Source organism: Pedobacter psychrodurus (assembly GCF_032678585.1).
Lineage (GTDB): Bacteria > Bacteroidota > Bacteroidia > Sphingobacteriales > Sphingobacteriaceae > Pedobacter > Pedobacter psychrodurus_A.
Map to the genome: position 1 here is coordinate 193,827 of NZ_JAVTSN010000004.1, position 14,900 is coordinate 208,726.

The window sequence follows — 14,900 nt, forward strand, 5'->3', positions numbered from 1 at the left end:
ATTTACCCTAATTCTATTACAGGAGCAAATATTTACCCTAATTCTGTTACAGGAATTTCAACATCTACCCTAATTCTATGTCAAATTATTAATCTATATAAGCTAATTTCGTGACGATACGTGGGGATTAATTTTTGCGGAGCCAAGCATCATTAGGGCCTTTACACTAATTACAATCTTACTTATTTGATTTATGATGATATTGGTTCTTCAGATTTTATCGACGCACCCTTTCCTAGAGAATTATAAGGCAAAATCTCGCTTTGAAATAATTTATTTTCTGTTCTGATTTTTTTCTCCACCATTTAAACTTAGAAGACTTAACTGGCCGACGACTTTCTGCCCACATATTTCACGAATAAATTGGCCCATGTCCTATAAACCTTTTCTCTCTCCTTTACTATAAGCATTAGATTTTCTATCCCATATTTTAAAGCCGCTATTTGATATATCCTTTCTAATATCTCTTCAAGCTTAGCAGGATTATCCATGTTCAGCCTATTATCACGGTCACTGTCAATTTTGGTAATAAGCCTTTTCATAAATGCTTCTGACGAATATAGGATTAACTGCTTCGTGTAGAGCACGATACTATCATAATCTGCAGTTTCATCCAGATATGCTAACAGGCCTTTAAAATCCCCTTCCAAATTTCGTAACGCTAAAGAAAAATCTGCAGCATTTTTATGAAAACCCGCAAGCTGTCTTGCATTTGCCAAAACCTGATTTCTCCATTTTTTAAATTGGGCATCAGGTTGAATATTGGCAAGAACAAAGGTATAGTTGTCAAAGTTAGGCTTGTACAGCAGTTCCCTTGAAAGAACTCCCACAAGTTTCTTATCATCTTTTGTTTGGGTATAAATCTGTTTCAATCTCGCGATATAATCCAAATCATAGTTGGAATTGGTATTTTCGCCCATTTGCTGAGTACAGTAGGTCTCTGCAGTATTCAACTCTCCAAGCTCGATTAGCGCATCTATCAGCCTAATATTATACACAATAGCATGCCTGATCGGCCGGAATGTATCCTTATAATCTGGGAAATTTTTATTGACTACAACCATGTGTAGCAACAACTGCAATAATTCTTTTGAATCCACGACTCTTTCATCTTTCCTGGACTGATATATTTTCTCTATAATCCCCGCTATCTCGGAACGCCTCTGGACTGAGGTTGTATTAAATATATGCACAAATATATTCGTGTACTCGCGACGAATCCCACCATACCCATCCAGAAAAAATTCTTTTGAAAAATAGGTTAAGCACTTATTCCAGGTCTCATCATCTCTAATATTTGATATAACCTCTTCTGTCCGGGTTAAGACTTGTTTAAAATAGGTCTCAAACCTTTTACTATTGGTTAGTATTCGATATTTATATTCAATCACAGTGTCAATTAGGGCATGAACTTGCTTAAAATAATCTTCATTTGCTGGTTCAGCAAAATATTGATCCAAAATGGGCTTATGAAGTTCCACCCAAAGATCAATGATCTTTTTCACCTCAAAAACTTCGGCTTTTTGTCTTTTACCAATCACTGCCTTTACAGCATCATGGGTTAGAGCCATAATTTCCTCTGGTGTATAATTCTTGGATTTTTCAGAGAATTCATTCATGAAAGCAATACTCAGATCTTTATTTTTCTTTAAGGTCTTTAAAATCCAGTCTCTAATTTTCTCGGGATCAGCTTGCTCCAAAGCTAGTTTTACAGGATCGATCCTTTTGGTGGCAGCAACCTTGGGCTCTGGTTTTGTACCTTTGGCAATAAAGGCTAAAAGTGCAATCTTATGCTGGCAGAATGAGAGATTACTTTTGCATTCACAAGTAGAGTTGATCACGGTACCTCTCTCTAACTGTAGCCTTACGTCATAACTTTTATCAAGTTCATCAACATAGGATTCGAAATCGCTAGCATTAACCTCATCACACTCTCTTACTGTGCAGCGCTGTGATTTTTTGATCAGCTCACTATCCAATTTGGTTTTAAAATTCTTGCTGGTAATTTCGTCTTTCATTGTTTAGTTACAGATATACTCAAAAATAGGTTTTTAACCTGATTATCCTGGAGACAATCATTACAATCGTTATCAAAGATATTTTTATCATTTGCAAGGATTTTAATTTACAATTATACGGGGTTTGTTATTGCACTAATCAATTTAAATATTATTCATCCTTCAATGAGATTACTAATTTTTTCAAACATAAATACATTATTTTTCATTGAAATATTGATCTAATAAATTGGGAACTATTTCATTTTATTAGATCACTTCAATACTAGCAAATTAAAATCTAATGTAGATCGCAGGATAATTGATTACGGGGAAATTCAAATATCCTGTGCCACTAAATTTGGCTATGATATTATTCCTTATTTTCTTGTCTATCTGTGAAATTTCGTTAACTGTTATCTCGTTCACATTCTTCAAAATATATGAAATGCTTGCAACATTACCATTTTGTTCAAACGACAAGAAGATACTAATGACTGCTTCATTTTTCTTAAAGCTTGCAAGTTTGGCGCCAAGTTTTTCAGTGGTAAGGGCCTTGATTTTTGAAATATCAAAATGAATTTCATTCGTCCGGACAGGAATTGCGTTGGGGTCCTTTGGCACTGGATTTCCTTTCTCATATTTCCCAAGCTTACGAACCGAGTACCGTATTTGGCCCGGGTAGTCATACTTTTTGACAACGAATTCTCCATTATCAATATTATATTTTCCAGGTTTTAACTGCGATTGTGCAGGATAGCTTGTTCCAAAAAATAAGAATAAGATTAGATAAATTCGATTTTTCATGGGCAATTTCGGTTTGTCTTGTTAAAGAACTGGGTAAATACCATGGTCTGTTGAGTTTTTTATTTATTGCGTATTTTAACTTTTTTAACTGGCTCCCTCCGGATCTGATTAGGTGATGCTATTCTGTGACATTAGGTTGAGTTCTTTTTTTGAGATAGGAAACTTCCTAGAGAGTTGATAAGCTTTAACTAATAGCAATTATCAATGCTTAAACTGTGGTTCATTTAATAATTGGAGGAGAAAAAAATTTCACGGAAGCATTTTGATTTCCGTGGTCATTGATTCTCCAATGGCCATCATAGCCATACCTGGTATCGCCCCGATGGAAAGTGGAATCATTATAATAACCGAGGTTTCCATTAAATAAAGCATCGTAAACTGAGCATACCTCTTTGTCGGAATATCGAACCTTGAGCCCATCAATGACCATGGAATGAACCGCAAAAGGAACAAATTTGTAATCAGGGTAAAATTCTTCAATTAACTCTATCTCCTTTTTGAAGGGCTGTTCAAATTCTTTGTATGGAGAAACTGTTATTGCGTTTATAGCGTAGTAATGTTTGATGAATTGATCATCATGGGATTCTAAGGATGCCGAGTCGTCAACACCGTAAATAGTGTAAAATTTTCCCACTAAGCTGAGATTTATGCACAATTTTTATTAATGACAAACCTTTCTGTTTCTGTTTTTTCAAGAAAAATATCAATGCTAAGCGAAGGAGCTTGCCCCATGGTTGAACCTCGAGACGCCTTGTTTAATTTGTTTGACAGTTCGTCTTGAAATTTTAACCAGGATTGATAAAAGTGATTCTTTTTATGAATAATATCAACAACAATATTTTCAAGCTCTTTAAGACCAGGGTATTCAAATAAGATCGAATTTTCGTCGCGCCTTAAACCTATCGGATAGAACTTCGTTACGGCATTATATATTGGCCAGAAATTATGTGTTCCAGTATTGAAATTGAAAATATTCTTCATCAGATATTTTTGTTTGGGGTTAATCTAAGACTTATATTATTTTTTCTGTAGTTCTTTTATTTCGTCATTCGTGTGGGTGTCGAGAATTTTAGCATAACGATATTTTAATATAAGAATATTTAAATCTAATTTAACAGATTACCAACGTTCTGATGCAAATTAAAGAAAATAGATATATTGATCTTTTCGCCGGTTGTGGAGGGCAGATCCTCACCTTTTCCTGATGATGCTTAAGAAAACAGGGGTGATGCCTAAATAGCTGGCGATATGTTTTTGAGCAATTCTGTTCATCAGCGTGGGATATTGTTTCCTGAACAGTGCATAACGTACTTCGGCCGAACTGGAAAGGGCCAGGGTAAGCCGCGCCTGGTAAAGAGCAAACCCATTCTGGAACAAAATTCTGAAGAACCGTTCGAGTTTGGGCAACTCGTTGTAGAGTTCTTCCAGATGAGTAGAGCTGATAAAGTTTATTTCAGTATCTTCAAGTGCTTCTATGGAATAAACTGAGGGTAAGCCTTGCGAAAAGCTGATGATGTCGCATGCCCACCAGTTTTTGGGACAGAATAGAACGCTGGTTTCGCTTCCGTCAGGATGGTTTTGAAAAATACGTAAACAGCCTTTGGTTACAAAATAAATATTTCTGCAGTAAGCCCCGGCCTGCAAAAGCACATCATTTTTGCTGACTGTTTTTGTTTGCAATCTGTTTTCAATCAGATGCTTTTCAAAGGGCTCCAAATGGATATGCTTGGCTAGGTTCTGAAAAAAGAGTTCGTACATTGTTTTTTTGTTAAGCAAGGCACGAACCCTTTTTGATAAATTAAAGAATCAGCGCATTGGCCAGCGTTTAACCAAGTTTGTCTACAGGATAATCATCGGATAGTTTAAAAAAGCTTACCAGACGCGTGATTTCAAAATTACCATTAAATTCAAAGTAATCATATCCCACATTTGTCCTGCCGGAAATTTCTACACTCCAGGCGTATCTTCCACTTTGGTGATGGTACTCGGGCTCTTCTAAAATGCTGAACTTCCTCTCTGGCATAATGCCAAGTGATTTGTGGGCGAAAACAGATAGGGCTTCCAGTCCACTGTATTCGCCATACGGATCGGTATAAACGGCATCTAAAGTCCAGCACTTCTTAAATTCTCCCCTGTACTTTTCCAAGCTGTTTTCGTTCCAGGCTGAAACGTACTGACCGATCATTTTTTCAACTGATGTATTCATAATATCTGTGTTTTTATTTATACAAAAGTAGCCCGGCTACCTCCGGGAAAAATATAACTAGTTTAATAAAACAAATTTCTGTGTTTGCCCATCGTTCCGTGAATTCCAGCTAATTATATTATTTATGCAGAAGAATTTTAATTTGATGAGAATGCTGTTTGATAATTTTCAGGAGTGCCGGTCTGTCTTTACAGGTTTATGATTTTTGCCGGATAAATTTTGGACTATCAGGCACCCATATCGAACTGCAGACCGCTTAGGTATCTGTAAAGCCCCTGATCAGTTCTTATCAGTTCCTTATGCGTGCCGGATTCAATAATCTGTCCACCTTCCAATACGATGATTTTGTCGGCTTCCCGGATAGTGGATAACCGGTGTGCTATGATTATGGATGTACGGCCCTTCATCAGTTCCTCGAGCGCCTCTTGTACCAGACGTTCGGATTCCGAGTCCAGCGATGAGGTAGCCTCGTCAAGGATCAAAATTGCCGGGTTTTTTAGCAGTGCCCTGGCAATTGCGATACGTTGCCGCTGTCCGCCCGATAGCTTTACTCCCCGTTCACCGACCACCGTCTCATAGCCGTCAGGGAATGAGCAGATAAAATCATGCGCATTTGCCTGTTTTGCCGATTGGAGAATTTCTTCTCTGGTAGCAGATAATTTTCCGTATGCTATGTTTTCCAATACAGTTCCTCCAAACAGCATCACATCCTGTGGAACGATCGCCACCTGGTTCCTGATGTCAGTAAGTGAATATTCTTTTGCTGGCCTGCCATCGAACAATATATTGCCGCTCTGGGGATGATAAAACTGTAAGATCAGTCCTGCAGTGGTGGATTTTCCAGAGCCGCTCGGACCCACGATCGCTATCCTCTGGCCGGCACTGGCCGCAAAGGATACCTTGTTCAATACTTCTATTTCCGGTCGGGAAGGGTAGGCAAAGCTCACATTGTCAAAGGAAAGATTGCCTTCAATTTTCTGGACCACTAAGGAATCTTTTTCATTTATGGATACCTCTTCGCCCTTTTCCGCCAAAATTTCCAGTACACGTTCGCTGGCCCCTAAAGCCTTTTGGAGGTTCGCAAACAGTTCGGGGAAACTACCTAGAGAACTTCCCAGGAACATCGCGTAAAGCGAAAATTTCAACAGTTCACCAAGGGTGATTTCATGCCGGCTGACCAGGACGCAACCGTAGCCAACCACTGCGAGAATACCGCCAAAAACACATAATACTATAAATGAGACGAACATTCCCCGGAATTTGGCTCCTTTGATTGCGATGGTGGCCACCTCAGCAATGGTGTTGCGGTATCGGGTGGCCTCGTAAGATTCATTTACAAAGGCCTTGACATTGGAAATGCCCAATAGGGTTTCTTCTACTATCGTATTGGATTCTGCCATTTTATCCTGGGCCTGACGTGAAATTTTTTTGATAAACCTGCCAAATAAAACTGCAAACACGACCATCAGCGGCAGAACCAGCAGAAGGGCAAATACGAGTTTTTTAGAAATGATGGCCATAAATACAATGCCGCCCGCCAATAGGATCGCCTGCCTCAACATTTCGGCAATAGTTGTGGTTAGCGTATCCTGTACCTGTGATAGATCTGCGGATATCCTGCTATTGAGCTCGCCCACCCTTCGGCCTGAAAAAAAGCTCATAGGTAGTGTGATTAGCTTAAAGTAGGTGTCACGTCTGATGTCTGCCAACGAGCGTTCAGCTACATTGACAAACCAGAGTATACGGAAATACGAAACCACTGCCTGTAGGGCCAGTACTATAAAAGCCAATAGCAAGATGCCGTATATCGTTCCGGGCAGATAACTGCTGGTCTGCTTACCCTGGGCAGTATCAATCAACGCACCAATGAATGTAGGAAATGCAAGGCCTACAAGGCTTGATAGAAACAGAAAGCATAGTGCGGCTATGAACTGAGACCGGTATGGTTTTAGGTAGGTAAGCAAACGCTTCACCTGGCTTAAGGATTGCCTGTTGATCTTTGCCTTTGGCAATTCAATGCCCTGTGGATTACCGCTGTTTAAATGTTTCCTTGCCATGTTTTTTGTTAAAATAAAGTTCCCAGAAACCCTCTTTGTTGGTATGTGGCGGTCTCTGTTTCTATTACATATTCTCTTATGGAGAATATCATAGTAGTCAAAACGGATCAGACCGTAAAATACTTTAAATTATTTTAAAAATATAAGTATAACTACCGTGGATTGGCCAGGAAACATCCGGCAGTTACAACGAGCGATAGAATCAAATGTATTGGAGGAGGATGCGAACTGTTTTATTAAAATATACGAACGCTTTGCCTGAGAGCATTGTAACAATTTATAGTTTTTAATTGTGGTGCATAATAAGAATATGTTAACCGCCAAACAAATTGCCACTAAAAAGGTTAGGAATATCAATGTTCACGCTGTATGGTAAATATCTTTCGGTCGCCAGGCGCCCAAAGATGATCTGGAACTTTTTTCAGATAACAACTGTTTCTCTGCTTTTGATATTATCTTCTTGCAAAAAAGGGTCTCCAGGCGATAGCGATGGCCCCATGGCCGAACCACAGCCGACTTTAAATGCAACTTTTCTGCATGTTGCTACTTCTGAACTCAACACCATGGCAATAGATAATAAAAATGTACTATGGAGCACGGGCGATAATAGGGGCGCCGTCTTAGGTTTGGGCAACAAAAACAAGTATACTGCCTTTGCTCGGGTGCTTGATCAGGTAAAAGCTGTGTCCGTAACTGATTCGCGTTCCATGATTATCAAGAGCGATAATTCCGTTTGGACGTCTGGCAGTAATTCATTTGGAGAACTGGGGATTGGCAATTCGACGTCAAACGGCAATTTTGTAAAGGTTACTGACGCTGCCGAGCAAATCGAAGCTGGCCCGGAAAATGGCTTTTTGATTAAATCAGACCACACTTTATGGGCCAGTGGTTTCAATCATTATCAAATCTTCAGTACCCTTTCTACGGCTGATGTTAGCGATACATATCAAAAGATCGCGGAGAACGTACAGGCTATATCTGCCGGTCAAGCGCATTTGCTGATGCTAAAAACAGATGGGAGTTTATGGGTATGCGGTCAGAATGTAGACGGACAGCTGGGCATTGGTAATAATGCTGAGCAAAGAGGGTTCGTAAAGGTAATGGATGGTGTAAAGATTATCAAGGCATGTTCTTATCATTCTCTGATAATAAAAACAGATAACAGCCTTTGGGCGGCCGGTCATAACGAGTACGGTGAACTGGGTATTGGAAATACTATCAATCAAAACCGTTTCGTAAAAGTGGCGGAAGGTGTAACAGCACTGGCAGGCGGCCGTTTTTTTTCCTTGTCTATCAAAATGGATGCAACCCTATGGGCCTCCGGATATAACAATCAAACATTTGGTGTTACTGGTCCGGATCAAAATAAATTCATCAAAGTGGCAGACAATGTTACGGCGATTGCAGCATCGGAATACCATTCATTAATGATCAAAAATGACAGGACTATGTGGGCTACTGGTAGCAACACCTACGGTGAAATTGGCGCAGGATCGGAACGGTCTCTGCCAACTTTCACTAAAGTCAAATTACCATAATTACTGCAAGTAGTACATATCTAACCATTTCGGCGAAAACTGCCCCACGTTTAGCTATTTGGAAATTTCGGAACAATTGATCATATCGTTTCGGGGAACTAGAATCAGTATGTTACGCTAAAAAATAACCACATGTTAAAGCTCATTTTAAAGGCTTTTAAAATGGTGTAGATATTTCGTAGGTGATCAATTCGCTATGGAGTCACTCGGTCAAGGCTTGCCGCTGAAGCGATATTTTTAGCGCGATTTAGGATGCATTTGAAACCGCACCGCCGGTCATCGAATCAATTTCACCTAAGGGCCGGAAGGCGGCCGCGAGTTTGGCTATCTCGCGTTCCGATATCAATCTCGGATCAGTGAACTGCCTGTTCATCATTTCTATCGGAATATCAATCATCCCTTTATCGGTTTTGAGAAGAATATGATCGTCAAAAGGCAATGCAGATCGGAATTCTCCAATTTCAGGTTTAAAAATGATTAATCGGATCAGCAGCTCATAGTAAAGAAAAAGAGGGAATTTCATTGACGCAAAGTTACCTAAAGATAAATTTAACATTAAATTATCATTATAACAAGATTAACAGGATGCTTAACAATGATTTAATCTAAAACCATTATTTGCTTTATTTGAAGGACATTAATGAATAGGTGCTGAAGGAATAAGTTCTGTAATATGAAATTTTATATAAAAGGAGAGAATATTTTGATTTTCCCCTCATGTTATGGATAGTGTTAGCGGCAGAATAAGGTTAAAAGTACATTCGAGCAGAAATAGTTCACGAACCTGCATACTCAATCTTTCCAATTTGTTAACAAAAGCATAACACTATCCTCGTAATCTATTGTGCTTCATCGGCTAAATTTGTCCCGGCTATTCAATGAAATAATGAAGTTGCAACCAGAATTATCAGATCAGCAATTATTAGATTCCATTCAGGCGGGCAATGTAAAAGCATATAACTTATTGTTCAACCGGTATTTTAAGCGGATCTATGGCTTTACCTTTTCTTTGCTCAAAGATAGTGAAACAGCGAAAGAGCTTGCAATGGATGTTATGATCAGGCTCTGGCAAAAGGACGGTAAGATTTCAGCTGAACAGGGACTCAAGTCCTACCTGTTTAAATCAGTAAGAAACTCGGTTTATAACCACCTGCGAAAATCACGGCTACTCACACACTCACTAGATTCCTTTCCGGAATATCATGAAATGACTGCATCTTCCGCAGATATACCTTTATTGTATAAAGAACTGGAAGACTTCTATACCGACAAGCTTCAGGGGCTATCACCACAACGTCGGAGGATTTTTGAATTTAGCCGTATTGAGGATTTGACATACAATGAGATTGCCGAAAAGATGAATATTTCCGTGAGCACAGTACGCAATCAAATGAGCTCAACACTAAGGTATTTCCGAGAACACATGGCAGAACATCGTGAAATTTCCATCTTTCTGTTCCTGATTTCTATTACTTTTCGTAAATAGATACCTGTTTTATGTAAAAAAAATACACTGATAATCAATGTTCTACAGGTTTTTCTTCTTTTTTTATTTTTACCAATAGTATTATTTCCTAAAAATGGTGTTATGCCCTTCCAAATAAACTTGGAATGGATCAGCCAGTAGATAAATCACTTATTAAAAAATTCATGGCCGGTGAATGTTCCGCTGCTGAAAAGTTCGCCGTAAACCGCTTTCTTGAATATCCGGAAGGCGAAGCCCTTTTTAATGAAGTACTGCAGCAACAATGGGAAGATGCCGCAAATTTTGAAGTAGGAGCCGAATCTTTAAACGAATGGGAAAAGGAATTAAAAAAAACCTTAGGAATAAAGGATGAAAAGAAGAATAACACAGCTTTTCGGTATATCGGGAACTATCTTTCACGTTATGCAGCGATTTGGATCGTAGCACTCATCGCCATTGGAGCATATGCCGTTTACAGCACAAAAAACAAACAGCGTCATGAGCAAAAATTGATGGTCGTAATGGATGAAAAGATTAATCCTTACGGTCAGCGGAGCTCCTTTCTACTTAGCGATAGTACAAAAATTTACCTTGGGGCAGGAAGTAAACTTTCTTATCCAAGGACTTTCACAGGTGGTCAGAGAATCGTCAGGCTCGTCGGGGAAGCATATTTCGAAGTTAAAAGAAATCCTAAAAAACCCTTTATTATCTATACCGGAAAAATCAGAACGATGGTGCTAGGCACTTCGTTTAAGATCAATGCTTTTGCAGGAAAACCGCTCAGTGTAGCGGTGGCCACCGGAAAAGTAAGGGTAGACAAGCTGAATACCGATCATTCGCTAAAGTCCCTCGCCATATTAGCCCCAGGTTACCAACTTACTTACAATAAAGGTCATGCCGTTACTACCCCGGTACTGGTTTATGATACCCAGATATGGAAAAAAGGCCTGCTCGTTTTCAAAGGGGCATCCTTAAGGCAGCTCACTGAAGAAATTGGGCGTTGGTACAATGTATCGATCAGCATAAAACGACAATCACTAAATAATATTCCAATTGATGTAACCCTGGATGCCAATGTACCCATTAACAAGCTGTTAGACGGGCTTTGTATTATTGGTAACCTAAGGTACAAGATCGTTGGTAAGAATAAAATAGTTGTTTATTAATAGGAATAAATCAACCGGGAAAGGAGTTCTATGTAAAACTACGCTACATAAAAATAACATCCCCGCACAATGGCGGGGACGTATGAAGACAATAAGCATGGAGGATTTCGACGTCAGTCCAGCTTAGTGAATATTAAAAGCAATTCCGGCTAGCCGGGTTAACCCTTAATTTTTCAAAAATATGCAAAAAGGATTATATCAGTATCCTTCAATACCATTAAAAATAAAAGATAACCTCTATTTTATAATGAAGTGTTCATTTATTGCCATAGTTATCAACTTAACACTTGCCAATGTATTGATTGCAAGCACCGGATATAGTCAGAATCTGGAAAAGAAGGTTCAGCTTGAAATCAAAAATGCAAGTGTTAAAGAAAGCCTGCTTGAGATTGAGAAATCAAGTGGTATCCGCTTCCTTTTCAGGGAAGACCTTTTGAATCTGACCATAAAAAATGTGAGCCTAAAAGAAAGCGATATTACCGTTCGGGATGCCATCATTCGTGTATTGGACCGAACAGACCTGGAATATAAAGTTATCAATGGCTTTGTGACTATCGTATCGAAACCAGTCCAACAACGTATTACGGGGAAGGTAGTTGATGCAGTCAGTAAAGAAACAATACCGGGAGTATCTATCCGTATAAAAGGAACCCAAAGCTACAGTACCACAGATGGAAACGGTAATTTTAGCATTAGCATCTCCCAGCCCGAAGCCGTTTTAGTATTTAGCTATATAGGATATAATATGCGTGAGGTTAAGGTTAACAGTAAAAGTTATAACCTTACGGTAGCGCTGAGCAGTTCAAGTATGGCCTTAGGTGATGTCACCGTGCTGGCCAGGAGAAGAACCAATTCAGAAAATACATTGCTGAACGAGCGGAAGGCTTCGGCGACTGTTTCTGATGGGATTTCTGCCCAGAATATAGAAAAAACAGCAAGTATTACCACTACACAGGCGCTGCAAAGGGTGACTGGTGTAACCATAACCGATGATAAATATATTGCCGTACGGGGCTTGGGGGACCGTAGTGTTATTGCAGAATTGAATGGTGCGCGCTTGTCATCTGCTAATCCTGATCGCAGCGCTGTACCACTTGACCTGGTGCCTGCAGCCTTGCTGGATAACATTAATGTCTATAAAACCCTAAGTCCGGACAGGCCGGCAGATGCTTCAGCAGGTCTGATCGAGCTTAAAACCAAATCCATCCCGGAATCACTGGTACTTGAATTTACGGCACAGTCAGGTTTTAATTCAAATGTTGGCCTTGGTGGTCAATACAATAGCTTTTACAACAGCGACCCAGGATTTTTTGGACAAAAAGTAAGCAAGCATAACCTGAGTCAGGATTTCATTAATTTAGGTAAGCAATATCCGGGAGGTTTAGTACAAATTCAAGACCTGTTTATCCAAAGCCGCAATAATCCTGCGTTAGCTACCGAAGCTTATCGGGTAAGCGGTATTATGCAGAGCTTTGACCCGGTATTAACTACTAAATACCAAAAAGCCGATCCCAACCAGGTTTATACCGTATCATTTGGTAACTCCTATAAAGTATTTCACGGGCATACGCTTGGGGTTATTGTAAATGCCAACTATTATCAACGCACAAATGATATATATGATGCTGAGCGTAATCAATACAGCCTTTATCAGGGTGTGGTTACCGGTTCGCCCTCGATATTTAATCCATTGCGTATTCCAAGCTTTATTACTCCGAGTCATCCACGCTTAGGTAATTATTTGAGTTATAAGGAAAACACAGGGACCAAAACGCTGAACTATGGCGGGCTTATCGGGCTTACCTATCAGTTTAATAAACGTAATGAGATCCAGGCGCAATACTTAGGAAGCCGTGGTGCCGAGGCTGAAGGGAGTAACCTTACCGGGGCGTGGCAAAATACTGGATTGAATTTCCCGGTTTATAACATTATTAACCAGTTACGAACCACCTACCGGACTTTTAACACCTATAATTTACAGGGTGAGCATAAGTTTTTGGATAAAGACTGGTCGCCCAAGCTAAGCTATAATTTAAGCAGTTCAAAAAGCACACAGACTGATCCCGATTTCCGGTCGACAGATGTGGCCGATTACCGCACACAACGTTTCCAGGACCCCAATGGTGTTGGCATAGGTTCTGATACTTACGCGTTTGTAAGCGGCTTGGTGCATGGTGCAGGTGTTGATAATAGCGCCGCCCTTGTTGCCGACCCTAACGGCCGCCAATACCGTAAACTGGATGAAACAAATTACAATGTTAAGGCCGATCTGAGCCAGCCCTTCAAAGTTGGCAAGCTGGACCAGTTACTGAAATTTGGTGTCAATTATTTAAGGCGGAACCGCGACTTTACAGAAAATATCCTGGGGTTACCCGGCTCAAACTTAGGTGGTGGTGGCGCCCAGTTGCTTAATGACGCAAAAGGAGATATTAACCAGCTGATATCGCCAAGTAATATTGGTTTACAGGCTCCCGGTCAATATAATAATGAGGGCCAGCCGAGGGTAGGTGGCTTTTTATACCAGATTAAAAAAGCACCGAATAACTATAACGGTACTTACGAAACCCGGGCATTTTACGGGATGCTGGATGCTCATGTGTTAAAAGATCTGCGTATTACCGGTGGTGTACGTTTCGAATCGACCGACATCAGGGCGCATGTGGATACTACTGATGTGTTTGTGCCATCAAACCTGAACGTGCTTACCGGTTTACCAAACCAGCCGGTGGGGTACAGTACCAGCAGGCCAAATACCAGCTACAGGCAAACTTACAAACCCTATTATTCAGTCAACCTTACGTATTCAAAAATAACGGATATGAACTTCAGGCTGGCTTACAGCACTTCGCTTGCGCGGCCTGAGTTACGGGAGATCACCAACGTTTTTGAATTTGACCCTTTCCAGTTCGCTGTTATTGGTGGTAACCCTGATCTGAAAAACCAGTTCACAAAAAGCGCTGATTTCCGTTGGGAATGGTTCAATGGGCCCGGCGAGATCCTTTCAGCTTCGGTGTTTGGTAAGATCATCGAAAACCCCTTGCAAAGGGTATTCAGTTATACCTCACAAGGTAACCTTTCAACCGCGCCCGAGTTTCCGCTGATCATCTATCAAAATGACCCTAATAAAGGTAAAGTGTACGGTATAGAACTGGAGGTGCGCCGTAATCTGGGCAAAATGTGGGATCCGCTTAAATACCTCTTCTTTGGTACCAATCTGTTGTTTGACGTAAGTACCATCGATAAAAATCCGGAAAGGCTTGATGCATCACGTATTAATGACCGCCATGCCCCTGCTACCAGCCCGGTGTTTGAGCAGGCACCATATTCTATCAACGCCTATTTTGATTACGCCAATACAAAAAGTGGAACCAATATAACGACCAGCTTTAACATGGTAGGCGCAAGGCTGGTACAAGTGCAGTTAGATGGTACACCCGATTTGTACGACAGGCCGACACCGACGCTTGATGTGGTTTTCAGCCAAAAATTAGGAAAGCAGTGGACGGTAAAGGGGTTTGCTAAAAACATTTTTGACCCGGCATACAAAACGGTTTATACCAACCCGGGAAACAGTGGTAAATACTATGGGGAGGAATATATCTATCGCATGTACCACAAGGGTGCCGAGTTTTCACTGGGTTTAACTTATAAATTATTCTAAGCT

General features: G+C 40.3%; 12 protein-coding genes. 4 read left to right on the forward strand and 8 right to left on the reverse strand.

The features are described from left to right. Positions 1-320 precede the first annotated feature (320 nt). From R2S57_RS04345 to R2S57_RS04375, 7 genes are all read right to left on the reverse strand, one after another. Positions 321-2,018 carry a hypothetical protein gene (locus tag R2S57_RS04345; RefSeq protein WP_316843885.1) on the reverse strand — a complete coding sequence of 566 codons (1,698 nt, stop codon included), beginning with the start codon at positions 2,016-2,018 and terminating at the stop codon, positions 321-323. Between the two features lie 273 nt (positions 2,019-2,291). Further along, a complete protein-coding gene (locus tag R2S57_RS04350; protein ID WP_316843886.1) occupies positions 2,292-2,804 on the reverse strand; it encodes a hypothetical protein in 513 nt (170 codons plus the stop codon). 220 nt (positions 2,805-3,024) lie between these two features. Further along, entirely contained in the window at positions 3,025-3,438 is a 414-nt protein-coding gene (locus tag R2S57_RS04355) for a hypothetical protein (protein ID WP_316843887.1), read from the reverse strand. Between the two features lie 11 nt (positions 3,439-3,449). After that, positions 3,450-3,785 carry a hypothetical protein gene (locus tag R2S57_RS04360; RefSeq protein ID WP_316843888.1) on the reverse strand — a complete coding sequence of 112 codons (336 nt, stop codon included), beginning with the start codon at positions 3,783-3,785 and terminating at the stop codon, positions 3,450-3,452. A gap of 210 nt (positions 3,786-3,995) precedes the next feature. Further along, complete coding sequence (locus tag R2S57_RS04365) at positions 3,996-4,562, reverse strand: Crp/Fnr family transcriptional regulator (protein WP_316843889.1); 567 nt, start codon at positions 4,560-4,562, stop codon at positions 3,996-3,998. 67 nt (positions 4,563-4,629) lie between these two features. Beyond that, positions 4,630-5,010: a nuclear transport factor 2 family protein gene (locus R2S57_RS04370; protein WP_316843890.1), complete on the reverse strand. Its 381-nt coding sequence runs from the start codon at positions 5,008-5,010 to the stop codon at positions 4,630-4,632. Between the two features lie 227 nt (positions 5,011-5,237). Continuing rightward, the gene (locus R2S57_RS04375; protein ID WP_316843891.1) at positions 5,238-7,067 is read right to left on the reverse strand and encodes an ABC transporter ATP-binding protein; all 1,830 of its coding nucleotides are present in this window, start codon (positions 7,065-7,067) and stop codon (positions 5,238-5,240) included. A 356-nt stretch (positions 7,068-7,423) separates the two neighbouring features. Between R2S57_RS04375 and R2S57_RS04380 the strand changes: the two genes are divergently transcribed. After that, complete coding sequence (locus R2S57_RS04380; protein WP_316843892.1) at positions 7,424-8,605, forward strand: hypothetical protein; 1,182 nt, start codon at positions 7,424-7,426, stop codon at positions 8,603-8,605. 247 nt (positions 8,606-8,852) lie between these two features. On the opposite strand, the gene R2S57_RS04385 is transcribed toward R2S57_RS04380, so the two are convergent. After that, positions 8,853-9,161 (reverse strand): hypothetical protein, encoded by a 309-nt coding sequence (locus R2S57_RS04385; protein WP_316843893.1) that lies wholly within the window; start codon positions 9,159-9,161, stop codon positions 8,853-8,855. A gap of 330 nt (positions 9,162-9,491) precedes the next feature. Here R2S57_RS04385 and R2S57_RS04390 point away from each other — a divergent pair, with 330 nt between their 5' ends. The 3 genes from R2S57_RS04390 to R2S57_RS04400 all read left to right on the forward strand — a co-directional run bounded on the left by R2S57_RS04390 (position 9,492) and on the right by R2S57_RS04400 (position 14,897). Next, positions 9,492-10,091 (forward strand): RNA polymerase sigma-70 factor, encoded by a 600-nt coding sequence (locus tag R2S57_RS04390; RefSeq protein ID WP_316843894.1) that lies wholly within the window; start codon positions 9,492-9,494, stop codon positions 10,089-10,091. A gap of 125 nt (positions 10,092-10,216) precedes the next feature. Further along, positions 10,217-11,236, forward strand: coding sequence for a FecR family protein (locus R2S57_RS04395; protein ID WP_316843895.1), 1,020 nt, complete (start codon positions 10,217-10,219; stop codon positions 11,234-11,236). 247 nt (positions 11,237-11,483) lie between these two features. Then, positions 11,484-14,897, forward strand: coding sequence for a TonB-dependent receptor domain-containing protein (locus tag R2S57_RS04400; RefSeq protein WP_316843896.1), 3,414 nt, complete (start codon positions 11,484-11,486; stop codon positions 14,895-14,897). Positions 14,898-14,900 lie beyond the last annotated feature (3 nt).